20 protein-coding genes, 7 tRNA genes and 1 pseudogene are annotated in these 24,464 nt (G+C 69.5%); 14 read left to right on the top strand and 14 right to left on the bottom strand.

What is annotated here, in order from left to right; translation table 11 throughout:
• Positions 1–15 precede the first annotated feature (15 nt).
• The 12 genes and pseudogenes from A4W93_RS10015 to A4W93_RS09965 all read left to right on the top strand — a co-directional run bounded on the left by A4W93_RS10015 (position 16) and on the right by A4W93_RS09965 (position 14,619).
• Entirely contained in the window at positions 16–2,034 is a 2,019-nt protein-coding gene (locus A4W93_RS10015; RefSeq protein ID WP_237357742.1) for an alkaline phosphatase, read from the top strand.
• A 222-nt stretch (positions 2,035–2,256) separates the two neighbouring features.
• The gene (locus A4W93_RS10010) at positions 2,257–4,935 is read left to right on the top strand and encodes a winged helix-turn-helix domain-containing protein (protein WP_085750467.1); all 2,679 of its coding nucleotides are present in this window, start codon (positions 2,257–2,259) and stop codon (positions 4,933–4,935) included.
• An 89-nt stretch (positions 4,936–5,024) separates the two neighbouring features.
• Positions 5,025–6,551 carry a glutamate--cysteine ligase gene (gene gshA, locus A4W93_RS10005; RefSeq protein WP_085750466.1) on the top strand — a complete coding sequence of 509 codons (1,527 nt, stop codon included), beginning with the start codon at positions 5,025–5,027 and terminating at the stop codon, positions 6,549–6,551.
• A complete protein-coding gene (locus A4W93_RS10000; RefSeq protein WP_320409217.1) occupies positions 6,548–6,961 on the top strand; it encodes a YbaN family protein in 414 nt (137 codons plus the stop codon). The genes gshA and A4W93_RS10000 overlap by 4 nt, the downstream gene beginning before the upstream one ends.
• 2 nt (positions 6,962–6,963) lie before the next feature.
• Positions 6,964–7,551, top strand: a complete 588-nt coding sequence (locus tag A4W93_RS09995; protein WP_085750465.1) for an HD domain-containing protein — start codon at positions 6,964–6,966, stop codon at positions 7,549–7,551.
• Between the two features lie 169 nt (positions 7,552–7,720).
• Positions 7,721–8,155, top strand: a complete 435-nt coding sequence (locus A4W93_RS09990; protein WP_085750464.1) for a hypothetical protein — start codon at positions 7,721–7,723, stop codon at positions 8,153–8,155.
• Positions 8,156–8,378: 223 nt separating this feature from the next.
• Positions 8,379–9,554 (top strand): annotated as a pseudogene (locus A4W93_RS09985) (alpha-hydroxy acid oxidase); the annotation flags it as partial.
• Positions 9,532–9,957, top strand: coding sequence for a DUF2185 domain-containing protein (locus tag A4W93_RS30785; RefSeq protein ID WP_407081712.1), 426 nt, complete (start codon positions 9,532–9,534; stop codon positions 9,955–9,957). The pseudogene A4W93_RS09985 and the gene A4W93_RS30785, both read left to right, overlap by 23 nt.
• Before the next feature lie 181 nt (positions 9,958–10,138).
• The gene (locus tag A4W93_RS09980) at positions 10,139–11,791 is read left to right on the top strand and encodes a sensor domain-containing diguanylate cyclase (RefSeq protein ID WP_099960048.1); all 1,653 of its coding nucleotides are present in this window, start codon (positions 10,139–10,141) and stop codon (positions 11,789–11,791) included.
• Between the two features lie 282 nt (positions 11,792–12,073).
• Entirely contained in the window at positions 12,074–12,316 is a 243-nt protein-coding gene (locus A4W93_RS09975; RefSeq protein ID WP_085750461.1) for a hypothetical protein, read from the top strand.
• Positions 12,309–14,228, top strand: a complete 1,920-nt coding sequence (locus tag A4W93_RS09970; protein WP_085750460.1) for an AAA family ATPase — start codon at positions 12,309–12,311, stop codon at positions 14,226–14,228. The genes A4W93_RS09975 and A4W93_RS09970 overlap by 8 nt, the downstream gene beginning before the upstream one ends.
• Positions 14,229–14,280: 52 nt before the next feature.
• Positions 14,281–14,619 (top strand): antibiotic biosynthesis monooxygenase, encoded by a 339-nt coding sequence (locus A4W93_RS09965; protein WP_085750459.1) that lies wholly within the window; start codon positions 14,281–14,283, stop codon positions 14,617–14,619.
• 124 nt (positions 14,620–14,743) lie between these two features.
• On the opposite strand, the gene A4W93_RS09960 is transcribed toward A4W93_RS09965, so the two are convergent.
• From A4W93_RS09960 to A4W93_RS29600, 8 genes are all read right to left on the bottom strand, one after another.
• Positions 14,744–14,836, bottom strand: a tRNA-Ser gene (locus A4W93_RS09960).
• 19 nt (positions 14,837–14,855) lie between these two features.
• Positions 14,856–14,931: transfer RNA gene (locus tag A4W93_RS09955), tRNA-His, on the bottom strand.
• A gap of 11 nt (positions 14,932–14,942) precedes the next feature.
• A tRNA-Pro gene (locus tag A4W93_RS09950) sits at positions 14,943–15,018 on the bottom strand.
• Between the two features lie 17 nt (positions 15,019–15,035).
• Positions 15,036–15,110 (bottom strand) — tRNA-OTHER (locus A4W93_RS09945).
• Positions 15,111–15,135: 25 nt separating this feature from the next.
• Positions 15,136–15,220: transfer RNA gene (locus A4W93_RS09940), tRNA-Leu, on the bottom strand.
• A gap of 76 nt (positions 15,221–15,296) precedes the next feature.
• A tRNA-Asp gene (locus tag A4W93_RS09935) sits at positions 15,297–15,372 on the bottom strand.
• 168 nt (positions 15,373–15,540) lie between these two features.
• Positions 15,541–15,616: transfer RNA gene (locus A4W93_RS09930), tRNA-Gly, on the bottom strand.
• A gap of 577 nt (positions 15,617–16,193) precedes the next feature.
• Positions 16,194–17,105 carry a LysR family transcriptional regulator gene (locus tag A4W93_RS29600; protein ID WP_169726527.1) on the bottom strand — a complete coding sequence of 304 codons (912 nt, stop codon included), beginning with the start codon at positions 17,103–17,105 and terminating at the stop codon, positions 16,194–16,196.
• Positions 17,106–17,168: 63 nt separating this feature from the next.
• On the opposite strand from A4W93_RS29600, the gene A4W93_RS09915 reads away from it, so the two are divergent.
• Complete coding sequence (locus A4W93_RS09915; protein WP_085750457.1) at positions 17,169–18,032, top strand: class I SAM-dependent methyltransferase; 864 nt, start codon at positions 17,169–17,171, stop codon at positions 18,030–18,032.
• Between the two features lie 10 nt (positions 18,033–18,042).
• On the opposite strand, the gene A4W93_RS09910 is transcribed toward A4W93_RS09915, so the two are convergent.
• The 4 genes from A4W93_RS09910 to A4W93_RS09895 all read right to left on the bottom strand — a co-directional run bounded on the left by A4W93_RS09910 (position 18,043) and on the right by A4W93_RS09895 (position 20,023).
• Positions 18,043–18,372 (bottom strand): EthD family reductase, encoded by a 330-nt coding sequence (locus A4W93_RS09910; protein ID WP_085750456.1) that lies wholly within the window; start codon positions 18,370–18,372, stop codon positions 18,043–18,045.
• A 16-nt stretch (positions 18,373–18,388) separates the two neighbouring features.
• The gene (locus A4W93_RS09905; protein ID WP_085750455.1) at positions 18,389–18,598 is read right to left on the bottom strand and encodes a DUF3820 family protein; all 210 of its coding nucleotides are present in this window, start codon (positions 18,596–18,598) and stop codon (positions 18,389–18,391) included.
• A gap of 27 nt (positions 18,599–18,625) precedes the next feature.
• On the bottom strand, positions 18,626–19,279 hold the full coding sequence (locus A4W93_RS09900; RefSeq protein WP_157131624.1) for a hypothetical protein: 654 nt from the start codon (positions 19,277–19,279) through the stop codon (positions 18,626–18,628).
• Between the two features lie 72 nt (positions 19,280–19,351).
• Positions 19,352–20,023 carry a hypothetical protein gene (locus A4W93_RS09895; protein ID WP_085750453.1) on the bottom strand — a complete coding sequence of 224 codons (672 nt, stop codon included), beginning with the start codon at positions 20,021–20,023 and terminating at the stop codon, positions 19,352–19,354.
• A gap of 238 nt (positions 20,024–20,261) precedes the next feature.
• Between A4W93_RS09895 and A4W93_RS09890 the strand changes: the two genes are divergently transcribed.
• Positions 20,262–20,951, top strand: coding sequence for a hypothetical protein (locus A4W93_RS09890; protein WP_085750452.1), 690 nt, complete (start codon positions 20,262–20,264; stop codon positions 20,949–20,951).
• Between the two features lie 348 nt (positions 20,952–21,299).
• Here the strand turns inward: A4W93_RS09890 and A4W93_RS09885 are convergent, their stop codons facing one another.
• Together A4W93_RS09885 and A4W93_RS09880 are read right to left on the bottom strand one after the other, a co-directional pair.
• Positions 21,300–21,734, bottom strand: a complete 435-nt coding sequence (locus A4W93_RS09885) for a VOC family protein (RefSeq protein WP_085750451.1) — start codon at positions 21,732–21,734, stop codon at positions 21,300–21,302.
• Positions 21,731–24,403: a winged helix-turn-helix domain-containing protein gene (locus A4W93_RS09880; protein ID WP_085750450.1), complete on the bottom strand. Its 2,673-nt coding sequence runs from the start codon at positions 24,401–24,403 to the stop codon at positions 21,731–21,733. The genes A4W93_RS09885 and A4W93_RS09880 overlap by 4 nt, the downstream gene beginning before the upstream one ends.
• Positions 24,404–24,464 lie beyond the last annotated feature (61 nt).

Genomic DNA, 24,464 nt, shown 5'->3' with positions numbered 1-24,464 from the left:
CACGAAAGCACTGACGTGAAACCCGTCCTCCCGCTGCTCGTCCTCTCCCTGGCCGCCATCGGCACCGCACAGGCCGCTCCGACCGTCTCCCGCCTCACGCCTCCGAGCGAACTGTTCGCCACGGGCCAGCCCGACCCGGTGATCGCCCGCTTCCTGCCCGGCCAGCGCTTCGACCTGCAGGCCACCGTCAAGCCCGAGGCCGGCCAGCGCATCACCGAGGCCCGGTTCTTCATCGACGGCAAACCCGTCTCGGCCCCCGTCGCGCTGCGCGACTGCGCCAGCGGCTGCGTGAAGGGTGTGCCCGCCGAGTCCGCCATCGCCACCGTGCGCGCGGTGAGCCTGGACAAGGCCGGCCGCCACGAGTTCACCGTGGTGGCCACGCAGGGCAACGGCGAGAAGGTCACGGCCCGCGGCAACTTCGAGGTGGTGCCGTTCGACGTGGCCACCGGCGGCAAGGTGCGCAACGTGATCCTCATGGTGGGCGACGGCATGGGCGCCTCGCAGCGCACCGCCGCGCGCATCGTCAAGGGCGGCTACGCGCAGGGCAAGGCCATCGCGCCGCTCGCGATGGACACGTTCCCCGCCACCGCGCTCGTCAAGACCGCGTCGCTGAACTCCGTGGTGACCGACTCGTCGCCGGGCATGACCTCGTACGTCTCGGGCAACAAGAACAACAACAACGAGGAAGGCGTGTTCCCCGACGACACCACCGACCCGTTCGACAACCCGCGCATCGAATACCTCTCCGAGTACCTGCACCGCACGCAGGGCAAGGCCCTCGGCATCGTGACCACGGCCGACGTGTTCGACGCCACGCCCGCCGGCAACGCCGTGCACACGAGCAACCGCGGCGCCGGCACCGGCATCGTCGACCAGTTCTTCGACGACCGCGGCAACACGGGCCTGACCGTGCTGATGGGCGGCGGCCGCAAGTGGTTCCTGCCCGCCGGCACGCCGGGCTCGGAGCGCGCGGACGGCAACGACTACGCCTTCTCGGCCACCGACCCGCACACCGCCGAAATCGTTCGCCGCTGGGGCGCCGCACCGGGTTCGAAGGACAAGGGCCGCGACCTGATCCGTGACTTCCAGGGCGCCGGCTTCCAGTACGCCGCCACGAAGACCGAGATGGACGCCGCCACCGGCGCCGACCGCCTGCTGGGCCTGTTCGCGTTCTCGAACATGAACGTGGCCCTCGACAAGATCGACGGCCGCCGCGGCGCGAAGAAGGGCATCACCGGCAGCGTCGTGGACGACTACGGCTTCCCCGACCAGCCCATGCTCGACGAGATGACCACCCGCGCGCTTTCCGTGCTGCGCAAGCAGCGCAACGGCTTCGTGCTGATGGTGGAAGGCGCCTCGATCGACAAGCAGGCCCACAACATGGACACCGAGCGCTGGATGCTCGACACCATCGAGTTCGACCGCGCGATCCAGGTGGCGCAGGACTTCGCCCGCGAGCAGGGTGACACGCTCGTGATCGTCACCGCCGACCACGAGTGCTCGGGCGCCGCGCTGATCGGCGGCTCGATGCTGACCGACTCGGCCCTGCGCGCCGCCGGCGAGGCCCGCGGCGTGGCCAACCTGCGTGACAAGGTCGTGGGCGTCTACGAGAAGGCCGGCTTCCCGCGCTATCGGCTGGCCGCCGACGGCTACCCCGAGGCCACCGACATCGACTACCGCCTGCTGGTGGGCTACGGCGCCAACGCCGACCGCCATGAAGACTGGCGCACCAACAACACCCCGCTGCGCGACAGCCAGCAGCCCCTCGTGAAGCAGGAGCCGCTGAAGTGGTACCCGGCCAACCCGATGGAGCGTGACGACGCGATGGGCGACTTCCTGGTCACCGGCCAGGTGCCCGGCGAGTCGGCCGTGCACACCGCCACCGACATCCCGCTGTCGGCCTTCGGTCCCGGCGCGCTCGCGTTCACCGGCGTGATCGACAACACCGACGTGTTCTTCAAGCTGGCGCAGGCCGCGGTGAAGGGGACGACGGCGCCGGCGGATGCACGCGGGTCGAAGCGGCCGCGCAAGTGACGCTCCACGCGTCCCTCACTCACGGTTGTCATCCCGGCGCAGGCCGGGACCCTGTGCCTCCGCCGAGGTGCCCAGGGTCCCGGCATCCGCCGGGATGACCCGTTTCGGGGGACAGATGTTTCGGGGTCGAACCCGCCCCCGGGATCAGGGGCCCGGGTTCTCCCGCACACCACCCGAAAGGACCGAGAATCCGGCCGATACGACTTCCCGTCGCCGCCCGCCGTGTCCGCCCCCTTCGCCCTGACCAAGATCCAGCCGCCCCGCCTGCGGCCCGGCCTCATCGCCCGCCCGCTGCTCGAGGGGCAGCTCGCGGTGGCGCTGGGCACGGCGCGGCTCGTGCTCGTGAGCGCGCCGGCCGGCTTCGGCAAGACGGCCGCGATCACCCGCCAGCTGGCCCTGCTGCCCGAGGGCACGGCCGTCGCGTGGATCGCCGCGGACCCCGACGACGACCTCACCCGCGTGGCCGCGTGCCTCGTCGCAGCACTCGACCCGTACGACCTGCCCTGGCGCACCTCGCCCGACGCGCTGGTGGCCGCGCAGGACGGCACCCGCCCGCCGCGCCAGGCCCTCGTCGCCGAGCTGCTCAATGCCCTCGCCAGCGCCGAGGTGCCCGCGGGCGTGATCGTGCTCGACGACGCCCACCGCATCGAAGACCCCGCCGTCTTCGAGTTCCTCGACGCCCTCGTGGGCCAGATGCCCCCGAACTGGTGCGTGCTGGTCGCCAGCCGTTCCGACCCGCCGCTGGCCCTCGCCAAGCTGCGTGCGCTCGGTGACCTCGCCGAGGTGCGCCAGGAACAGCTGCGCTTCGGCCACGAGGAGATCCACGCCCTCGCCCGCACCGCCTCGCGCGACGTGACGGATGCCGAGGTGCGGGCGCTGACCGACCGCACCCAGGGCTGGGCCGTGGGCCTGCGCCTCGCGCTCAGCCAGTCCCTCCAGGCCGCCGGCGGCCCCGGCGGCAACCTGCGCGACCGCCACGTGTTCGACTACCTGGCGAGCGAGGTGCTCGGCGGCCTCGACCCGGACCTGCGCACCTTCCTGCTGCGCTGCGCCGTGCTGCCGGTGCTGTCCCCGTCGCGCTGTGCCGTGGTGTCGGGCGACCCGCTCGCCGCCCGCCGGCTCGACGAGGTCGAGCGCCGCGGCCTGTTCGTCTCGGTGCGAGGGGCCGACGGCGCCGGCGAGACCACGCTGTGCCTGCACGACCTGTTCCGCGATTTCCTGGAAGACCGGCTGCAGGCCGAACACGCCGACGAACTGCCCGCCCTGCTGCGCCGCGCCGCCGACACCGAACCCGACCCCGCCCACCGCGTCGCCTGGCTGACCCGCGCCGGCGCCTGGGACGAGGCCGAGGCCGTGCTGTACCAGCTGGGCCCGTCCATGCTGGCCAGCGGCGCCGTGCTGCCGCTGCGCCGCCTGCTGGCCCAGTTCCCGGCCGACCGCCGCGAACGATCCGCCCGCCTCAACCACCTGCTGGGCCTGTGCGCCTGGGCCCACTGGGACCTGCTGCCCATGTGCGCCGCCCTCGAACGCGCCGCCACCCTGCACGCCACCGAGGACCGCCCGGCTGACGCGCAGCGCGCCCTGGTGCTGCTGGTGCTCGGCATGACGGCCGGTGGCGTGCTCGCCCGCTCGGCCGCGCTGCTGGAGCCGCTGCGCCGCCGTCCGCTCGACGCGTGGGTCGAGGCCGTCGCCCACCAGGCCGACAGCTGGCACGCCCTCGCCCACTCGCGCATGCACTCGGTGGCCCCGGCCCTCGAACGCATGATGGACCTGCTGGAGACGCAGGACGACCCCGCCCTGTGGCTGCAGTGCGTGCCGCTGGCCTCGTTCGTGGGCCTGCCCGGCGTGGCCGGCCCGGTGCGCCGCTACATCGACGGCGCGCTGCGCCGCACCGTGCCCGACACCCCCTCGCCGCTGCGCGTGCTGGCGATGGCGCTGCAGGGTGCGCTGCAACTGTGGCAGGGCGACACCGCCACCGCCCTCGACACGCTGCGCAGCGTGGAGGACGACTGCCGCTGGCTCAACAACCCACCGAACCTCAGCGGCTACCTGGGCTCGTTCTCGGCCTTGGCGCTCGCGGTCAGCGGCGAACACGGCGCCGCGCTCGCCGCCGCACGCACCGGCCTCACCAGCCTCGACGACGACCGCACCAGCGGCCGGCGCACCGTGTGGCTCGGCCACATGACCTTCTTCCACGCCCGCGTCGCCGGCATGCTGGACGACGACGAGTCCTTCCGCACCATCGCCGCGCAGCTGGCCGCCCACCACAACCCCGACGAGCGGGAGATCTTCCTGCGCGAACGCGCCACCCTGCCGGCCCGCCTGGCCGCGCTCGACGGCGACTGGCCCCGCGCCGCCGCCCTGTACGCCGGCGCCCTGGTCGACGAGGAAGCGCTCGAGATGTACGGCCAGGCCGTCGAGGTGCGCGTGCGCTTCGTCCAGGCCCTGCTGATGAACGGCCAGGTGCGCGACGCCGCCCTCGCGCTGCGCCCGGTGTTCGACCGCGTGGCGGCCGACGGCGAGGCGGGCGCCGTGCGCTTCGCCGGCCCGCGCGCGCTGCGCACGGTCGCCAACGCCGACTGGAAGGGCCTGATGTCCCTGGAGGACATCGCCCGGCTGCGCCGCTGGGCCGGCCAGCCCGACCGGGCGGCCGCCACCCCCATGGCGCACACCCTCAGCGCCCGCGAGCGCGACGTGCTGGCCCGCATGGCCGCCGGGGACAGCAACAAGCTGATCGCCCGGGCGTTCGACCTGAGCCCGCACACCGTCAAGCGCCACGTGGCGAACATCCTCGACAAGCTGCAGGTGGCCTCCCGCGGTCAGGCCGCCGCCCGCTACCTGGAAACGCCGTCCAGCCACGTCTGGAAAAACCCGGGGGACGACGCCCGACAATCCGGTTGAACCGGGCTGACAATGGCGCCTGTCACAGCACGCTTCGCCCGGGTCTGATACCTTTCGCCCCCCAACGAACAGAAAACCAGGAGACCTGCGTGAGCAGTCAGCAAGAAGGCCTCCGCGCATTGACCCCCGGGGCGATCGCCGCGATGCGGCGCGGCGTGGAAAAGGAAAGCCTGCGGGCCCTGCCCCAGGGCGGGCTCGCGCTCACGCCCCACCCGGCAGCGCTCGGCTCCGCGCTGACCAATCCGAACATCACCACCGATTTCAGCGAATCGCAGATCGAGCTCGTGACCGGGGTGCACCCGGACGCCGATGCCTGCGTCGACGAACTCACCCGCATCCACCAGTACGTGTTCAGCGCCATCGGCGACGAGATGCTGTGGGCCAGCAGCATGCCCTGCGGCCTGCCGGTGGACGAGACCATCCCCATCGGCCGCTACGGCTCGTCGAACGTGGGCAAGTCCAAGAGCGTCTACCGCATGGGCCTCGGCCACCGCTACGGCCGGCGCATGCAGACCATCTCGGGCATCCACTACAACTGGTCGATGCCGGGCATCTCGAACGACGGCTACTTCTCGCTGATCCGCAACTTCCGCCGCCACTCGTTCCTGCTGCTGTACCTCTTCGGCGCGTCGCCCGCCGTCTGCCCCACCTTCGTCGAGGGCCGCGAGCACGGCCTGCAGGACCTGTCCGGCAAGTCGCTCTACATGCCGTACGGCACGTCCCTGCGCATGGGGCGCCTGGGCTACCAGAGCGACGCCCAGTCGTCGCTGGCCGTGAGCTACAACGGCCTCGAAGGTTATGCCGCCTCGCTGCAGGAAGCGCTCACCCGCCCGTACCCCGCGTACGAGGCCATCGGCGTGCGCAACCCCGCCGGCGAATACAACCAGCTCGCCACCAGCCTGCTGCAGATCGAGAACGAGTTCTACGGCACCATCCGCCCGAAACGCGTGATCCACCCCGGCGAGCGGCCGCTGCACGCGCTGCGCGAACGCGGCGTCGAGTACGTCGAGGTGCGCTGCATGGACCTCGACCCGTTCGTGCCGGCCGGCATCACCGCGCAGACCATGCGCTTCCTCGACGTGTTCCTGCTGCACTGCCTGCTCAGCGAGAGCCCGTACGACACCCCGGCCGAGATCGCCGCGCTGGCCCGCAACCAGCACCGCACGGCTGCCCGCGGCCGCGAGCCCGGCCTGCGCCTCGAGCGCGGCGATCGCGAAGTCACGCTCGTCGAATGGGCCGAGGAGCTGCTCGCGGCCTGCGCGCCCATCGCGGCGCAGCTCGATGCCGCACTCGGCGGCTCGGCGTACGACGAAGCCCTGCAGGCCGCGCGCTTCGCGCATTCGCACCCGGACACGCTGCCGTCGGCACGCGTGCTGCAGTCGATGGTGCGCGACCACGGCAGCTCCTTCATCGACTTCGGCCGCGCCCGTTCGCGCACCGCGAAGGAGTACCTCACCTCGCTGCCGTTCTCCGAGCAGCAGGCCCTGCACCTGGCCGCCATCGCCCGCGACTCGGTCGCCGAGCAGGCGGCCATCGAGGCGGCCGACACCATGCCCTTCGAGACGTACCGGGCGCAGTACCTCGACATCGCCCGCCTCGGCGACCCGCGCGCGTGAGCACCGAGCCCCTGCCCGTTCCCGCCACGGCGCCGCGCCCCGCGTGGCAGCGCCACCTGTGGATGGCGGGCGGGTTCGCTGCGCTGCTGCTGGGTTTCATCGGCATCTTCCTGCCGCTGCTGCCCACCACGCCGTTCATCCTGCTGGCCGCGTTCTGCTTCTCGAACGGCAGCCCGCGCTGGGAGCGCTGGCTGCTCACGCACCCGCGCTTCGGCCCCATGACGCGCCAGTGGCGCGAACACCGCGCCGTGCCCCGACGCGCCAAGCAGCTGGCCATCGCGATGATGACCGTCAGCTCGGTGGGCTGCTGGTGGGTGCTGGCGCACCCGTGGCGCTGGATGCCGGGTCTCTGCTGCCTGGCCGTGGGCATCTGGCTGTGGCGGCTGCCCGACGCGGCGCCTCGGCCTTGACCATGACCCACGAGGTGCTGGACCAGCAGCTCGCGTTCCTGCGCGAGATCGACCGCCTCAAGAGCGTGGTTCGGCAGTCCCCGCTGCTCGACCGCAGCCGCAAGGAGAACAGCGCCGAGCACTCGTGGCACCTCGCGATGTACGCGCTGCTCCTGAGCGAACATGCCGCCGCGTCGGTGGACCGCGAACGCGTGATCCGGATGCTGCTGATCCACGACATCGTCGAGGTGGACGTGGGCGACACGCCGATCCACGACGTCGGCGCCGGCTCATCGCAGGCCGAGCTGGAAGATGCAGCCGCGGTGCGGCTCTTCGGCCTGGTTCCGGGCGAACAGGGCGCGGCGATGCTGTCCCTCTGGCGCGAGTTCGAAGCGGCGCAGTCCGACGACGCGAAGTTCGCGAAGGCGCTCGACCGCGTGCAACCGCTGCTGGTGAACCTCCGGACGGACGGAGGGACATGGCGGGAGAACGGGGTCACGCTGGAGCAGGTGCTCGAGCGATATGGCCCCGTGATCGCACGAGCGTCGCCCACGTTGTGGGCCGCGTGTGAACAAGGGGTGCGGGAACACTTCGCGGCGCGCGGGGCTTGAAGACGGACGGATCACGCGACGGGCGACCGAGACTTCGTTCACACCGACGAAATCTGTCGGTGAGTACCATGCACGCGTCCCATCCCATCCGACGCCCATGCGCTCACGCCTGTCACTTGCCTTGAGCACCGCATGCTTGGCTGCGTGCCAAACGATTCCGACGTATGAGATGCCTGACGGCATGGTCGAAAAAGCGTACGTCCGCCTGGAGCATCAAGACAGAAGCCTGATCAGCGGTGTTCTGCAAGTGACGCGCGCCTCGTCGGCGGCATCTTGCGAGGCCCGCTTCGAGAAAATCCTGGTCAAAGGCTCGAATCCTCTGGTTCCTGACGTTCATCCTGAAGGCACCTGGATCCCCTCTGGGGAAATCACCCGTTTCTCCGTCCTGTGGTTGCACGACTTCGCGGCCTGCGGCAGTCCCGTCGCGTTCGTCCCGATGAAGGACCATCACTACGTCATCGGCACAAACCTGTTCAAGAAGGATGGCGTGTCCTATTGCAGCGCGCGCGTCATGGACACCGGACCCGACGGGCGCTCCGTTCCGCAGCAGGCCCGCTTGAGCCCCGATCCGTGCTCGGCGGGCGCGGCGTCGGCATCGCCCTGAGTTGCCCACGGATGCCGGTGCGCGGCCCGCGCCCGGCCGAGGGACCTTCTGAGCACCGGACCGGTGGTCACGGCCTCCGCTGCGCCCAGCGCCACCGGTCGCTCGTGCGCTGTGCGCCCACGCGACGGAACCATTCCGCCGCCTGGGGAACCCTCCTTGTCTCCATCGTCCGCCAGCCGTCGCCAGTCTCGATGCCCTCCCCCATCCAGACAGGAATGACCCCGTGACCCAGATCCAGAACCCCGCCCCGGCGGCCTCGCGCAGAGACCTCCTCAAGTTCGCCGGGGCCGGCCTCGCCAGTGCGGCCCTCGCCCCCCATGCGCTCGCCCAGGTGGCCGAGGAAGCGAACACCGAGTCGCTCGCCCTGACCCGCAAGGGCATCGACAAGGCGCTGAACGTCGTCAACATCGACCTGCTGCAGGAAGCCGCCGCGAAGAACTACTCCGAAGGCGTTCGAGCCTTCGTGTTCAATGGTTCCGGCCGGCAATGGACGCTGAACGAGAACCAGCGCGCGTGGGGCGACTGGGCGTTCACGCCCCACCGCATGAACGCCATCGTGCGCGAGAAGATCGACTTGTCGGTCGACCTGCTCGGCCTGAAGCTGCCGCACCCGTTCATCGTCACGCCGTTCGGCAGCCATGCCCTGCACCATCCGCTGGGCGAGATCGCCACCGTGCGCGGCGCCGGCAAGAGCGGCGGCCTCGCGTGCGTGTCGAGCGCATCCACCGCGTCGATGGAAGACATCGCGAAGGCCACCCCCGGCCCCAAGTGGTTCCAGATCTACCTCGACGTGGACTCGGGCCGCAGCCGCGAGATGCTGCAACGGGCCCGCGCCGCGGGCTACAAGGCGATCATCCTGACGGTCGACGCCATCGGCCAGGGTTCGTCCGACGAGTACGTGCGGCTGGGCAAGTCGCGCCCGTGGCTGCCGTACGGCAACTACCCGCCGGGGCAGTCCACCCGCTTCAAGACCGACCTCTCCTGGAAGGACGTGGAGATGATCCGCCAGGTGACGGGCCTGCCCGTCATCGTCAAGGGCATCACGCGCGCCGAAGACGCCGTCGCGGCCGTGAAGGCAGACGCGTCGGCGGTGCAGGTTTCCAACCACGGCGGCCGCGCGCTCGACGGCACGCCGGCGTCCATCACCGTGCTGCCCGCCATCGCGGACGCACTGAAGGGCGACGTGCCGATCATCCTCGACAGCGGCATCCGCCGCGGCACCGACGTGGTGAAGGCCCTGGCCCTCGGCGCCAACGCCGTCGCCATCGGCCGCCCCGTCATGTACGGCCTGAACCTCGGCGGCGCCAGCGGCGTCGACAGCGTGCTCGCGTACTTCCGCAACGAGACGGTCGACACCACGCTGCACTGCGGCGTCGATGCCCTCGCGAAGCTCGGAAAGGCGCACGTGCGGCACGTCGGACGCCGGCCGCGCAGGCGGGTCCATCGACCGCCTGCGCGGCGCTCGGGTACGCTCACCCGTTCCGGGCCCCGATGCCCCTTCGAAAGCGCGCTCCATGACCTCCCTCACCTGCGTGGCCACCGAGGTGATCACCACCCACCAGAAGCCGGTGGGCTATGCCTATCGCACCGCCCCCGCCACCCCCACCGACAGCGGCTGGCGGTTCCTCAGCGGCAGCGAAAGCGAGAAGTACATGAACCAGCCCAGGCACTACATCACCTGCGCGCTGGACGACTTCGCCCGCGAACATCCCGACGTTGCGCCCTTGCTGGCCCATCCGGCGGGGTCGGCGTTCGAACGTGCCGACGGGCGCGGGGCCTTCGAGGCCGTGCCGCTGGAGTGAGGCCGCATCGCCATGCGGCCGCGGAACTCAAGTTCCGGCCGCAACGGCCGATGAGGACGAAGGTCCCGCCCTCTTGCCGGCGGCACGGCGCCGGGCGCCCGCGTACGCATTGTTTTCTCAGCCATCCATGTTCGGGAGTCGTTGTCGACCCGTGCTGCGCGCCGCGGCCGGTGTCCTGTTGATGCTGTGGTCGCTGCTGCCGATGGTGGCGAATGCAGCGAACCCGACGGCCGTGTCGATCCTCCAGCCTTCGTGCTGGGCCGTCGGCTCCCTGTCCGAGGCGCTCGAGGGTGTCGCCCGGTCCGAGGTGCGCTGGCGGTGCGGGGACCGGGACTACACCCTCGACGGCGAGCGGGTGCTGCTGCGCTTCGACATCGACCCCGCACAGGCGCTTCCCCGCCACCTGCTGTCGCGGCGCAGTGCCCTGCAGGCGGTGCACCTGCTGGCGATCGACGCCGATGGCGGCCTGCGCCGGGCATCGTTCGCTCCCGGTCAACTGCAGAACGCCCTGGCCGGCGGCTACTTCGAGTTGCCCTTGAGCGACGTCACCCGCCAGACGCGCCAGCTGATCGTCGCGTTCGACCGGCCCACGCACCGGATGGTGCTGGAGCAGGCGCACCTGGCCAGCATCGACAGCGCGCCAACGACACGCCACCTGCTGTTGCTGGCCGGGCTGTGCGGCATGCTGCTCATGCCGCTGGTCTTCAACATCGCGTTCTACCGGGTCCTGCGCGAACCCTTCGTGCTCTGGCATGGCGCGCTCGCCGTGTCGCTGTTGTCGAGCAGCCTGGTCTCGTCCGAACTGGCGCCGGTGCTGCTCGACCTGCCGGCCATGACACTGAGCTGGATGACGACGCTGGTCTTCGGCATGACGATCGCCTCCGGCGTGATGTTCACCGCCAGCTTCGTCGAGCCCGAGCACATGAACCCGCGCCTTCGCCGCGCGCTGCCGTACTGTGCGGTCGCCGCGCTGGCGCTGAGTGCGTTCCATGCCGCCTTCCCCTACGTCGCGCGGCCCGTGCAGTCCATGTTCTACACGGCCGCCTTCGGGCCGATCCTCCTCGTCGTGCTCTGTGCGCTCGTCGACGCGCTGCGGCGCGGCAGCCGTGCCGCCCGCTTCCAGGCCGTCGGGTGGACACCGCTGCTGCTGGTCGGCCTGGTGCGCCTGGTGACGGGCGTCGTGCCGGGCCTGACGAGCAACGATGCGGAGACCCTGTTCCACATCGGGTGCGTCTTCGAGGTGCTGTCGACGGCCATGGGCGTGGCCGACCGCCTCATGACCCTGAAGCACCAGCGCGACCAGGCCCAGACCGAGGCCGCGGTGCTGGAGCGCCTGTCGGCGCACGACGCCTTGACAGGACTGCTCAACCGGCGCGCCATCGAGACGCGCTTCGAGGAGTTCCGCGCCAACGGCTACGACACGCTGGCCGTGCTCGACCTCGACCATTTCAAATCGGTCAACGACCAGTTCGGGCATGGGGTCGGCGACGCGGTGCTCAAGGCCACGGCCGCGGCGCTGCAGCCCGATGCCCAGGTCCAGGCCTTCCGGCTGGGCGGCGAGGAGTTCGTGCTGCTGCTGCGCGGGGACGACGGTGCCGCGCAAGCCGAGCGCCGGCGCCAGGCGATTCCGTCGCGCGTGGCCGCGGCGGTCCCCGAGCTGGCGCGGCCGGTGACCGCCAGCATGGGCGTGATCCGCCTCGCGCCTGCGGCCCACCTCGACACGCACTTCCAGCCTTGCTTCGACCGGGCAGACAAGCTGCTGTACGTGGCCAAGGGCGACGGCCGCAACCGGAGTGCCTTTGCACCGGAGCACGCGTTCGAGCTCACGACCTGACCCGGCATGCCAGCGCCGTTGGTGCGCCGCAACGCATCGTTCCCATTCGCTTGCGCACACGCACCGGCTCGCGCATCATCCGCGTCCCACTGCTGAAGGCGCCCACGACAGCGCCCGCATGACGGAGATCCCTCCTATGTCCTCACTGTTCATATCGACCCTCGACTGAACACGGTTCCCGTGCCCCGGCTGAACCGTGTCTGCACAGATACGGCCTCAGACCGCGCGGCGAAGCAAAGCCCCGCAGCCCTCGAGCCGGGGCTTTTGCTTTTCGGAAACCGAATGAGTGCACAACTCCGTTCCCGCGCCCTCGAAGAGGGGCGCATCAAGGCCTTGCGCCGCATGAAACAGCCGATGACGCTGGTGCTCGAAACGAGCCCGGGCGCACGCGACCCCGTCGCGCGCGGCCTCGCCCAGCGCGGCCTTCGTGGTGCGGGCAAACACATCCAGAGCCGCGGCGCACAACGCCGTGCCGACCGCGTGGCGCTGCAGGCGTTCACGCGGCGAAAGGAGTGGGATGAATGATTCCCCGACCCTGCGCGGGCAACTCGCGCAGAAGAACCAGCAGCTGCAAGCCGTCGCCCGACAGCTCAAGCACGAGCTGTTCGGCATCGACCCCATCATCGACCGCGTCATCGACTCGGTGCGAGCCTGGTACCTGATGCCCGACCTGATCTCGCGGCCCGTCATCGTGTGCCTGTGGGGCCTGACCGGCACCGGCAAGACGCAGCTCGTGCGGCGCCTCGCGCAGCTGCTGGGCTTCTACGACCGCTTCGTCGAAGTGCAGATGGACGGCTTCTCGAACGGCGCGGGCTGGCGCGGCGCGCAGAGCATCTCGGGCATGCTGACGCAGTCCTGCGTGCGCGAGGGCGAGCCCGGCATCCTGGTGCTCGACGAGTTCCAGCGCTTCCGCACCATCGACAACAAGCGCGGCGAATTGCGTGTCGAGCGGTACCAGGACGTGTGGGCCCTGCTGTCGGACGGCCGCCTGCCGCCGGGGCTCTCGCTGCTGGCCGACATCGAATCGTCCATCGCCGAGGCCGCGTTCGACGCCGAGCGGGCCGAGGCCGGCGATGCGAAGCTGCGCTTCAAGCTGCGCAGCTGGGAGGCGCAGGAACTGCAGCGCAACCTCAAGCTCGACGAGCCGCTGATGGAGATCATGTCCTGGAGCCCCGAGCAGATCCAGGCGCGCCTGCACACCTTCCGCGAAAGCGGCCAGCAGCAATGGGAGACCGACTACAGCCGCCTGCTCGTCTTCGTGTGCGGCAACCTCGACGAGATGTACGAGGACCTCGCCACCAGCGTGGACGACTGCGACAGCGATGCCGACACCTTCCACGCGATGACCGGCAAGCTGAGCGTCATCGACGTGAAGCAGGCCCTCAACCGGCGCTTCAAGCCCGAGCAGGTGGCGCGGCTGGGCAACGAACACGTGGTGTACCCGTCGCTGTCACGCCGCGCGTACGAGCAGCTGATCACGCAGGGCTGCGAACGCTATGCCCGCGAAACCGGCGAACGCTGCGGGCTGCGTTTCGAGGTGGATGGCAGCGTGCACGAGCAGATCTACGCGAACGCGGTCTTCCCGGCGCAGGGCACGCGGCCGCTGTTCTCGTCGCTGCACGCCATCCTCGGGGCGGGTCTCGCGAAGACGGCGCTGTGGGCGCTCGAGCGCGGTGCTTCGCCAGGCGACCTCGTGCGGCTCGCCGCCGATGGCCGCAGCCTCATCGCCCAGTGGCAGGGGCAGTCGCAGGCCATCGCCGCGCCGTTCGAGATCAGCCGCCTGCGCCAGCGCAACAACCCCGACTTCCGTGCGCTGCTGGCGGTGCACGAGGCCGGGCACGGCCTGGTCCACGCGCTGCTCTTCGGGCGGGCGCCGCGGGAGATCAAGATCCACGTGGCGAGCTTCGAGGGCGGCTACAACGCCTATACCTCGCGGAAGGTGTGGTCGCGGCAGAACCTGCTGGACTCCATCTGCACGAGCCTCGCGGGGCGGGCGGCCGAGCTGCTCGTGTTCGGTCCGGGGATGAGTTCCAGCGGCGCGGAGAGCGACCTGCGCAAGGCCACCGAATCGGCGGCGCGCATGCTGCGGCACCTCGGCCACGGGGAACGCATCGGCCGCACCGACGTGTGTGTCAACGGCGAGGACAACCTCTGCACCGACGTGGAAGCCACCAACGGCCCGCTCGAAGCGCTGCTCCAGCGCGAACATGCGCGCGCCACGCGCCTGATCGAAGCGCATCGCGGCGCACTGCTCGCGGTGGTGGACGAGTTGATGGCCGAGGGTCAGGTCACGCCGGCCCGGTTCGTCGCGGTGGCGGGGCTGGCGTTGGAACAGGCGGAGGATGCGCTGGATCCGTACGCGGAACGCCTGGCGGCGTTCCGCGGCGCCGTTCAACGAAAGAAGAACCCCTTGACCTCAACCATGCTTGAGGTTTGAGAATCGAGGCCAGCGCGCGGGCCCTGCGCGCACCGACCCCCAGGAAACCTCCATGTCGAACGACCTCGCCGCCCTCTCGCCCGCTCCCGTCTTCCGCATCGACAAGTTCGTCGTGCCCGCCGAAGTGCGTGCGACGTTCATCGCGCAGATGCAGCGCATCCAGGCCACGCTGCGCACCTTGCCGGGCTGCCAGCGCACCCTCGTGCTCGACCAGACCGGAGGCTCGGGCGAGTTCAACGTGCTGACCCTGGTGGAGTGGGCGAACGAGGAGGCCGTGGCGTCCGCCGCGGTGGTGGTGAAGAAGAAGTTCGCGGACGAGGGGTTCGATCCCGCCGCGTTCACCCGGAATGCGGGTGTGCGGTCGGATCAGGGGTTCTACGCCGTGGCCTGATGTCCTGAGCCGCGCCCGTTCCGGAAACGAAAAGGGGCGCCCCTTGCGGAGCGCCCCTTCGGTCTGGTCCCTGCCGCAGGATTCGAACCTGCAACGGCTTCAATCAACGTGATGAGGTGGACCCTGGAGGAGAGCGCGCGGATCGAACGCGCGCGGCGCTTCTCAGCACCGGCCACGGCTTAGCAAGCCGGCACCCTTGCCACTCGGTCAGCTCTCCAGCGGGAACAGGGTGAACGTGGGGTGCATGGTCGGATTCGAACCGACGGCCACCGGGATCACGACCCGGTGCTCTTCCCACTGAGCTACATGCACCATTGAACGGATGGTCTCGGCGGCAGGGTTCGAACCTGCGACCCTCGCGTCCCAAACGCGATGCGCTGCCAGCTGCGCCACACCGAGATGTGTGATCGGAAAATTGGTCGACGCTGCAGGTTCCGACCCTGCGACCCCCGCCTGGTCAAGACGTGCTCTGCCAGCTGAGCCAAGCGTCGATGTGAATGGACCGACCCGATGAACTGGTCCCCTCGGTCCGATTCGAACGGACACGTCTCTCGACTCCTGGTTCTGAGCCAGGCGCGTCTGCCAGTTCCGCCACGAGGGGATGTCGAACACACGCCGGACGATGGGTTCGCACCCGTCCGTCCGACAACGATGCAAGCGCAACGGCTTGCGTGATCTGGCGCGTCGTGCGGGATTCGAACCCGCGGCTCCCGCCTGGACAGGGCGGCACTCTGGCCTCTGAGTTAACGACGCATGGCGGCGGTTCGACCCGCCGGGCCACGAGGGCCTGAAACTTCCATCTCGGCTGTGTCCGCACGCGAGCCGCCCGGAGACCAGGCAATTCGCTGCATGCCGGCGCGGCCGCGCCGGCACACATGCACACCGGGCCGGCCCGATGCTTGTGCACGGGCACACCCGAGATGGAGCGGACGACGGGGATCGAACCCGTGGCCTCGACGTTGGCAACGTTGCGCGCTGCCTGCTGCGCCACGTCCGCATGGTGCGAGGTGTTCATCCCGACCAGCATCGGGAACACCTCGCGCTGGATTGTCAAAGAGCATCCTCATCGGTCATTGCCGGAGGTGCGATCCGTCGATCGCCACGGCCCGGCTGCCAGGCCTGGCCGTGAAGTTGAAGGTAAAAACGAAAAGGCCCGGATCCTTTCGGAGTCCGGGCCTCTTGCGAGCAAGGAGGATGCGACTACGTCGCGCCCTCTCCCGGGTGCACCTGATCCTCGTCGTCACGAATCGATTGAAGTCGGACGGCGTGCGAGGACAGCTGCAGCGCATGCGGAAGACCGTTCCGCGGGCTGCTGCCGACACGGCCGAACACGGCTGCGCACGTGGGCAGCATGTTCGGGGTCGAGGGCAGATGGCGGGTCATGGTGGTTTCCTGTTGCGGGGGTGGGAGGTTGTTCGGTTGTTCGGTTCTGCTCGGACCAGAAGGCTCGTGCCTTCTGCAATCCATGGTCACCAGTGTGAAGACTCTTTACGAGTTCGTCAACACCGTTTCGAATGAATTTGTGAAGTTTCTTTACAACGTTGCCGTGGACACCAGCGGCCCCTTCGCTGCCCTCAGCCCGTGATGATCGGTCGAAGCGTGTCGATCTCGTCGACGATGAAGTCGAAGAACGCCGCGACCCGCGGCGTGTGGCGCAACGCGGGCGTCGTCAGCACGCGCCAGGTGCGCGTGAGTTCGGAGACAGGCTCGATCACCCGCACGAGATCGGGCTCCGCATCTCCCAGGGCCACGGGCAACGGCGCCACGCCGAGGCCCGCCCGGGCCGACTGGACCAGGCCCAGCACGCTGTTGTTCCTCGCCACGATCGCCGCCTCCGGTGCGATCCGGTGCAGCCACACCGAGAGGCGATGCGTCGGCATCGTGTCGTCGAAGCCGATCAGCGCGTGGTTCGCCAGATCCTCGATGGCACTGGGTCGCCCATGGCGCGCGATGTAGTCGGTGCTGGCATAGACCGCCCAGACGGAATCCCCGATCTTCCGCCCGACCAGTGCACCATCGTCCGTGTCGCCCGACCGGAGCGCCACGTCGGCTTCACCCCGGGTGAGGTCGACGTAGCGGTCGCTCATGACGAATTGCACCTGCAGCCCGGGGTGGCGTTCGCCGAACCGCTGCAGCAGCGTCGATCGGGTGATGCGGTAGACGATCGGCTCCGGGCACGTCACCCGGACCACGCCCGCGACCTCGGCGGCCGCGACCGCCAGCTGCTGCTGGAACTCGGCCACCGCGGCTTCGACCCGCCGGGCCTGCGGCAGCAAGGCTTCCCCGAACGCCGTCAGGCGGTAGCCGCTCGGCAGCCGCTCCACCAGCGGCTGCCCCAGGCGACGCCCCAGTTCGGACAGCCGCCGTTGCACCGTCGAGGCGTCCACGCCCAGCGCGCGGCCAGCCGCCAGCGTGCTGCCGTGCTGCGCCACGGCGAGCAGCGGCTTCAGATCGTCCCAGTCGAAATCCAGCGGGGTATGCGCCATCGCGGCCCCATTCTGCAACTTTGCGGCTGTCGCCGACGCCCCCGAGCGCCTACGCTGGAAGGCATGGACACGTTCGACATCCAACGGCAAGCCTTCAAGGCTTCGGTACAGACCCACTGGGACTCCGCCGCCCGCGGCTGGGACGCCCATTCGCAGGAGATCCGCGCCTGGCTGCGGGGCCCCACCGACGCGATGATCGCGATGGCGGGCGTGGCGAGTGGCACACGCGTGCTCGACGTCGCGGCGGGTGCGGGCGACCAGACGCTCGACATCGCCGAGCGCGTCGGCCCGTCGGGCGCCGTGCTGGCCGTCGACCTCTCGCCGGCGATCGTGGCACTCGCCCAGGAGCGCGCACGGCGCGCCGGCTTCCAGCACGTGCAGTGCCGCGTGGCCGACGGCGAAGACCTGGGTGTCGAGGCGGCCTCGTTCGACGCCGCCGTCTGCCGGCTCGGCCTGATGCTGTTTCCCGATCCCCTCCGCGGGTTGCGCGAGATGCACCGCGCGCTCCGCCCGGGCGGACGGGTGTGCACGGTGGTCTTCTCGACCCCCGCACGAAACCCCTGCATCCGGCTGCTCATGGCCACGGCCCTCCGGCACGCCGGGCTGCCGGCCCCCGACCCGCACGCACCGGGCAGCTTGTTCAGCCTCTCGGCACCGGGCCGCGTCGACACCCTGTTCCGGGACGCGGGCTTCGACGACGTCGCGACCACCGCGATGGACGCGGTCTTCCGCATGCCCTCGGTCGACGACTACCTCGCCTTCGTGCGCAGCTCGGCGAGCCCGATCCTCCAGATCCTCTCGGGCCTGGAACCCGCCAAGGCACAGGCGGCCTGGGAGGACATCCGGGCGCAGCTGCACGCCTTCGACACGACCGTCGGCTGGGAGGGGCCCAACGAACTGCTGATCACGGCGGGTCGCCGTCCATGAGCGTGCGCAGTCAGGAACGATCCGAACGCTCGACGACGACCTCGCTGACCTGGACCACCGGCACGATGTCCGTGTAGTGGGCAATGTCCCCGCGGATCTCGGCGCCGTGCGCCTGCACGGCGGCCGCATAGCCTTCGGCCGACTCACAGACGAACGCGCACATCGCCACGAAGGCCGGCGGCGCACCGGGCGCACCGCCGGCCAGGCCCTTGTCGACGGTGTAATACGCACAGGCACTGCCCAGCCGGGCCTTCACCATCGGCATGTGCCGGTCGCGGTAATAGTCGTGATCGAAGCGCGCGCCTTCGGTGTACGGGTACATCACGGTGACCTTGATCATGCGGTTCTCCTTGCCATCATCGGCGTCGCAGCGGCTGCAGGAGGTCCCTGAGCCCGTTGTGGTCGAGCTCGTGCATCAAGGCCAGCAGACGGCCCAGCTGACCGGCAGGGAACCCCTCGCGGGCGAACCAGCTCAGGTAGTTGCCGGGCAGGTCCGCCAGCAGCGTTCCCTTGTGCTTGCCGTACGGCATTTCGGTCTTGACCAGGAGTTCGAGGGATTCGTCCATGGGTGGATTGTCCCCGGTGCCCCGTGCTCAGAGGTACTGCGACAAGTGGGCCTTGATCGACGCGTCCACGACGTCGGACAACGCGTTGTTCCCGTCCTTGCCCTTCACCGGCCCCACGGTCCGGGTGAAGACGCGCTTGCCACCGATCTCGGTCTCGATGTAGACGACGTGGACACTGCCCCGGTCGGGGTTCTCTTCGGCGGAATAGATGCCCCGCTTGTACTCGGTCGCACCGAGCGCTTCGAATCCCGCGCGATCCACGGCCGACGTCGCGGTGCCGTCCGGCCCCTTCATCGGAGGTCCGACAAGGACCGCACCCACCGTGCCTCCGAGGGCCCCTGCCACGGCGGTGCGCCGGAACTCGGCCTGGAGGTTGCGGTACACCACCAGATGGCGCACCTTCAGCGCGCCGACGTCCGGCTTGCCTCCGGACTGCTCGAACGCACGATGCTGCAGCAGGCGAAGGGCCGAAGGGTTCGTGGCGCCGTCCTCCAGTCGATAGATGGCATAAGCGTCGCTGCTGATGGAATAGCTGAACGTTTCGCTTCGCCGTTCGGTCTCCGGTCGCAGGTCCTCGACCCGGAGCACGCTGGACCGCTCGAGTCCGGACACGTCCACCGTGGGCGCCTGCGAGGCGCAGCCCCCGAGCAGGATCCCCAGCACCACCAGCATTCTTTTCATGATTCCCCGTTCGTGATTGCGGCTCGGAACATCCCGAGTGCCGCGATTATTGCCGCGGCCCGAGGTGCATGATCAGCTCCCGCTGCGGCTCGCCTGAACGATGTCCGAATCCTTCTTCGCGATCACGGAGAGCAGGTAGTCGCGCAGAGGTTTCGCGGCATCGTCCGACCGCCGCTTCAATTCCCTGGAAGAGAACGCCGCTGCGTCTCGGAGCAGGTTGCCAAGCTTGGCCGTCTCATAGGACTCCCGCTGGTTCTGGAGTGGAAGGATGCGGGCTTCGGTCACCGCCATGAAGCTGTCCGTGACCAGGCTCTCGGCCTCGGCCAGTTTCTCGTGGGCCGACTGCAGCTTCTCCCTCGCCGCGGGAAAGGTCGCAATCAAATCCGAGTAGGCCGAGCTCAGCTGCTCGTCGACGACCTTCGCCGAAATCTTCGATCGCTCGAACGAGATCCTCTTCCAAAGCTCGTCCCGGACCGTTCGGGTGTTGTAGTTCTTGAGGAGTTGCTCACTCAGCTCCACGAAAGTCGGCTGCAACTCTTGATACAGCGACAGCTGCAGCGCCTGCCACCGATCGACCTTGATGAGCATTGCCGCTGCAGCGGAGCGCACCCGGCTGGCGTGGTCCCTCTCTCGTTCCTCCCGGTCCTTGGAGAGCGTGGACATGAGGGCCACCAGCGAGATGGTGACGGCAAAGATCGTGAGCACGTCACTGATCCGGATGGTTTTCTCTACCGTGAAAGTCATCTCTGCCTCACTTCCGGGAGAGCAAGTCATCCCTGCGGAGTGACTCCCTCGGCAACATCCGTCGAGCCACGACGTGACTGCCATCCCGATCATCAGGGCGCCAGGAACGGACCGCCATCCTCAGGTTCTACGAAGGCGAAGAGCCCACGACTCATCCCACAGATGAATGATTTCGAGGGCTGACCCGCGAAAGTAGGATGCGGATGACCATCGTCCAAGACAAGAGACAGGAAACCCGATGCTCAATCCGCCTCGGAGAACGCTACTCCACCTTCGGCAGATGCCCCGGGCACTTGTCCGCGTACTCGTCGTCTTCGGTTTCGGCTTCCTGCTGCCCTCCGCCCTTCTGTTTCAGGCATACACCGTCATGAACCGAATGGACGTCGGGATCTCCGCGGCCGTGACCCCGAAGCTGTCGGACATCCTTCCGGAACGAGCCGGCAAGCCCGTCGACGCACATGACTATGCGATGGCTGCACTGATCTTCGTGGAGACGAGCAACCGCGCGGTGATGGTCAGCAAGCAACAGATGAAGCTCGCGGTCATGCACATCGGCTTCGCCGTGATCAGCATCGGATTGATGCTCATCGCACTGGGAATCGATGCGGGCGGCATCGACGTCACCGGCCAATCTCCGGACAGCAAGTACTCCGTCTCACTGAAAGTTGCTTCTACCGGCGTATTGGTCTTCGTCATCGGGGCGGGGATGGCAACCATCGGAGGCATCATGAAGACGGAGTACCAGACGCTTAGCACCCCCAGCTTCAGCGACGGGGAATCGGTTCCTGCGGCCAACGTCGACAGCAAGAAGGCCCGACGCCTGGCTGCGATGCCTCCCGCCATCGAATGGTGCAGGAAGAACGTCCCTACCCCCGCGTCCAAGCTCGATGAATGCCTCGCGGACGCCGTTCGAGAACTGAGCCAGTAAGGGAGAAAACATGCACTTTCACTCACTTCAGGCACGTTTCGTCGCGGTCCTCCTTGTCGGTGTGGCCGGAACTGCCACCGCTCAGACTCAGAGCGTCGTCAACCCGGTTGTCGCTTGCATGAAGAAGGAGAAAAAGGGATGCACCTACGACTGGGACTCCAACAGCAACAAGTGTCGAGAGCTTTGCCTGAAAAAGGAGACCGGGACGGGTGGGTTCGGCCATTCAGGGCAGACTCCGACCCCGCAGGCAAAGTCCAGCGGCAAGGGCGCATCCGGCTCGGGTCCTGGCATCAGTGCGGCGGGAAAGTCGCCTCAGTGAAGATCGGTTCAGTTCGCCCGGCCACCCCGTCAGCCGAGTTGCTCGGCGAGCCCCACGATGATTCCCTCGGGCCCACGGATGTAGGCCAGTTCGTACGACTGCCCATACCGCATCCGACCGATGAGTTCGAACCCATGGGCCGACATGCGCGCCACGAGCGCATCGAGGCCGTCGACCGCGAACATGATCCGGCGAAGGCCCAGTGCGTTCACCGGCATGTCCACCGGCCCGAACCGCACCGCCTCCGGCGTGTGGAACTTGTCCAGCTCGATGCCCTGCCCGTCGGCCGTGCGCAGCATCGAGAGCGTGGCGCGCACGTGGCCGATGCCGATGAGGCGGCCGATGTCGGGGCCTTCCACCGTGGTCTCGCCTTCGAGCTTCAGGCCCAGTTCGAGAAAGAACGCCTTCACCGCCTCGAGGTCGTCGACGACGATCAGGACGTTGTCCATGCGCTTGATGGTCATGACGGCATTCCTCCGTGAGGGGGGCCGGAACCCTGGTCCCGGTACCACGCCGCGGCCTGCCCGCGGGTGTCCACGCCCAGTTTGCCCAGGATGTTCGCCACGTGCCGCTTGACCGTGTGCGGACTGAGATCGAAGGCGCGGGCGATCAGCTTGTTGCTGTCGCCGGCCGCGATGCGGGCGAGCACCTCGTGCTCGCGGTCGCTCAGCAGCGTCGCCTGGGCCGACAGCGCCGAGGCCGTCGGTGCGGGCGCGTGGTGCGGCGCCAGCAGGTCGGCCAGACGCCTCAGCAGGGAAACCGCTGCCGCCGGCAACAGCGCGCCCCATGCCACGCCGGCCAGCCGCGCCAGCGCGGCCGGCCCCGCCAGCAGCGCCCCGCCCAGCTCCCGCCCATGCACCGCGTTCGCCACCCACGGCGACAGCGACGCCGCAGCGGCCTCCGTCTCCCCCAGCCGCACCAGCACGTCCGCCCGCATCACGCGCGCCTGCACCGCCGGGAAGAAGCACCAGCGCTCGACGTCCTCGGCCAGCGGCCCCAGCAGCACCAGCGCATCGGCCAGCCGCTCCTCCGCCAGCGCCAGCAGCGCATCCAGGTACCGGGCCTGCCGCTCCGCCGCCGGCCATTCGAGCGGATTGCGCGCGGCAGCGAACTCCGCACGCACCGCCCGCAACCCCGCCACGTCCTGGAAGATCCACCGCGCCCGCGCCTGCACCAGCAGGATCTCGTACTCGTGGGTCAGCCGGTTGCTCGTCGTGGTCGCATGGCGCATGTCGTCGAGGCAGGCCTTGGCCGCGGCCTCGCTCGCCTCGCGCCGCCCCAGCAGCGCATGGATGAGGATGCGCGCGTTGTAGTTTTCGGTCGCCACGCTGCACGGCTGCCCGAGCCAGTGGCACGCCTCGTCGGCACGGGACATCCACGCCGCCGCCTCGTCGAGCCGTCCCGCCGACAGCGCGAGCCACACCCTCGCATGCAGCACGCCCGCACGCAGGTGCGACGGATGTTCCCCGGCGATGCGGAACGCCCCGTCGGCGAAGCGCTCCATCAGCGGGTTCACGTTCGGCAGTCCCGCGAGGAAGCTGTGGAAGAAGCAGAGGTTCCAGATCTGCAGGTCGGGCACACGTTCGAGCGCTTCCACCATCTCGGTGAAATGGCCCGCGACGTCCTCTGCCCGCAGTTCGGCATAGGCCGCCCACGCGCTGCCGAAGGCGATCACGGCACGTGACGCGTCGTCGAGGGGCAGCGCGCGAAGACGTGTCAACTCGAACGCGGCCTCGTGCACCCGCCCGGTGTTCTGCATCGCGATGCACGCATACGCCTTCGCGAGTGCGGCATCGGCGGCCCGGCCGGCCCGTGCGAAGCCGGTGCTCGCGCGCGACATCGCGGACACGGTGGTGTCGAAGTCGAAGGCCAGGAACGCGACCATGCCCTGCAGCACCAGCAGGTCGGGCCGCGCGTCGATGGCGGCGGCGGGCAGCGTGGCGAGCATCGCGGGCAAGGTGGCGCCGCCCGAGGCGACGAGCAGCGGGCCGCGCTTGGCCAGCGCATCGGCGGCCTGCTCCCATGCGCCGGCGCGCGTGAAGTAGCCCACCGCGCGTGCGAGGTCGGGTTCACCAACGGCCGCGCGGCACAGCAGTCCGGGCAGTTCCTCGGGGTGATCGCGTTCGAGGCGGTCGAGCAGGAAGTCGCGCACGAGGTCGTGCTGGCGCAGCGTCAGTTCGTCGGCGTCGAGCACGCTGACGAAGAGGCCGCGGCGTTCGATCTCCTCCAGCAGTCGCGACGCATCGGGCGACCCGCTCACCTGCGCGCAGCGGGCGACCGTGAGTTCGGGCAGCACGGCGCAGCGCAGCAGGAAGGTGCGCAGCACGGCGGGCATGTCGTCGAGCACCTCGGCAGCGAGGTAGTCGAACACGTGGCGCTGGTTGAAGACGCCCATCGGGGCACTGCCGTGGCGCGCGGTGAGGCTCAGGCGCAGGCCCGCGGCCCAGCCCTCGGTGCGCTCGAGCAGTTGCGCGGCGTGGGAGGGATCGCCGCCGGCCGCGGCAATCAGTGAAGCGACCTCGCCCTCGCCGAAGCGCAGGTCGTACTGGCGCAGCTCGGCGAGCTGGCCCGTCGCGCGCCAGCGGGCCAGCGGCCACGGGGGCTCGACGCGGCTGGCGATGGCGAAGGACCAGGTGGACGGCACACGTTCGATGACGCATGCGAGCAACTCGAACACGTGCGGGTCCCCGATGCGGTGCAGGTCGTCGATGACGATGAGCCCGCCCGGTGCACGTGCGCCGGCGAGCGCGTTGATCCATTCGTTGGCCACCTGGCGCACGCCGCCGTCGGCCAGCGCCAGCGTGGCGAGCGCCTCGGGGGCCACGCGCCAGGCCGGGTCGTGGGGCTCCAGCGCCGCGGCGAGGCAGTCGAGGAACCGCGGCAGGCGGTCGTCGGCATCGGCGGAGATCCACACGAGGGCCGTGCCCCCGGGCAGCTGGCGGATCTGGCGGGTGAGCGCAGCCGTCTTGCCGTAGCCGGCCGGCGCCAGCAGCAAGGTGAGGGGGTGGGCGAAGGCCGACGCGAGCGAGCGCTCGAGGCCCGGCCGTTCGACCAGGCCCGTGCGGGGGCGCGGGGGCTGGATCTTGGCGAGCGCGAACACCGGCCCGGCGGCAGGCTCGGGTTCCGTCGGCATCGCGCGATTCTGCCGAAGCTGGATCGGTTCGGGAAGGTGCCCCACTCCCGCGTTCGCGGGG

Origin of the sequence: Piscinibacter gummiphilus, from assembly GCF_002116905.1 — a bacterium.
Classification (GTDB): domain Bacteria; phylum Pseudomonadota; class Gammaproteobacteria; order Burkholderiales; family Burkholderiaceae_C; genus Rhizobacter; species Rhizobacter gummiphilus.
Note: the sequence above shows the minus strand (reverse complement) of the source record. Positions and strands in the feature narration are given on the sequence as shown.

What these genes read in the sequence shown, in the direction of transcription:
- A4W93_RS09995 (WP_085750465.1), top strand. Translation starts at nt 6,964, where the DNA reads ATGACCCACGAGGTGCTGGACCAGCAGCTCGCGTTCCTGCGCGAGATC.
- A4W93_RS09990 (WP_085750464.1), top strand. Translation starts at nt 7,721, where the DNA reads ATGCCTGACGGCATGGTCGAAAAAGCGTACGTCCGCCTGGAGCATCAA.
- A4W93_RS30785 (WP_407081712.1), top strand. Translation starts at nt 9,532, where the DNA reads ATGCCCTCGCGAAGCTCGGAAAGGCGCACGTGCGGCACGTCGGACGCC.
- A4W93_RS09980 (WP_099960048.1), top strand. Translation starts at nt 10,139, where the DNA reads ATGCTGTGGTCGCTGCTGCCGATGGTGGCGAATGCAGCGAACCCGACG.
- A4W93_RS09975 (WP_085750461.1), top strand. Translation starts at nt 12,074, where the DNA reads ATGAGTGCACAACTCCGTTCCCGCGCCCTCGAAGAGGGGCGCATCAAG.
- A4W93_RS09970 (WP_085750460.1), top strand. Translation starts at nt 12,309, where the DNA reads ATGAATGATTCCCCGACCCTGCGCGGGCAACTCGCGCAGAAGAACCAG.
- A4W93_RS09965 (WP_085750459.1), top strand. Translation starts at nt 14,281, where the DNA reads ATGTCGAACGACCTCGCCGCCCTCTCGCCCGCTCCCGTCTTCCGCATC.
- A4W93_RS29600 (WP_169726527.1), bottom strand. Translation starts at nt 17,105, where the DNA reads ATGGCGCATACCCCGCTGGATTTCGACTGGGACGATCTGAAGCCGCTG.
- A4W93_RS09915 (WP_085750457.1), top strand. Translation starts at nt 17,169, where the DNA reads ATGGACACGTTCGACATCCAACGGCAAGCCTTCAAGGCTTCGGTACAG.
- A4W93_RS09910 (WP_085750456.1), bottom strand. Translation starts at nt 18,372, where the DNA reads ATGATCAAGGTCACCGTGATGTACCCGTACACCGAAGGCGCGCGCTTC.
- A4W93_RS09905 (WP_085750455.1), bottom strand. Translation starts at nt 18,598, where the DNA reads ATGGACGAATCCCTCGAACTCCTGGTCAAGACCGAAATGCCGTACGGC.
- A4W93_RS09900 (WP_157131624.1), bottom strand. Translation starts at nt 19,279, where the DNA reads ATGAAAAGAATGCTGGTGGTGCTGGGGATCCTGCTCGGGGGCTGCGCC.
- A4W93_RS09895 (WP_085750453.1), bottom strand. Translation starts at nt 20,023, where the DNA reads ATGACTTTCACGGTAGAGAAAACCATCCGGATCAGTGACGTGCTCACG.
- A4W93_RS09890 (WP_085750452.1), top strand. Translation starts at nt 20,262, where the DNA reads ATGCTCAATCCGCCTCGGAGAACGCTACTCCACCTTCGGCAGATGCCC.
- A4W93_RS09885 (WP_085750451.1), bottom strand. Translation starts at nt 21,734, where the DNA reads ATGACCATCAAGCGCATGGACAACGTCCTGATCGTCGTCGACGACCTC.
- A4W93_RS09880 (WP_085750450.1), bottom strand. Translation starts at nt 24,403, where the DNA reads ATGCCGACGGAACCCGAGCCTGCCGCCGGGCCGGTGTTCGCGCTCGCC.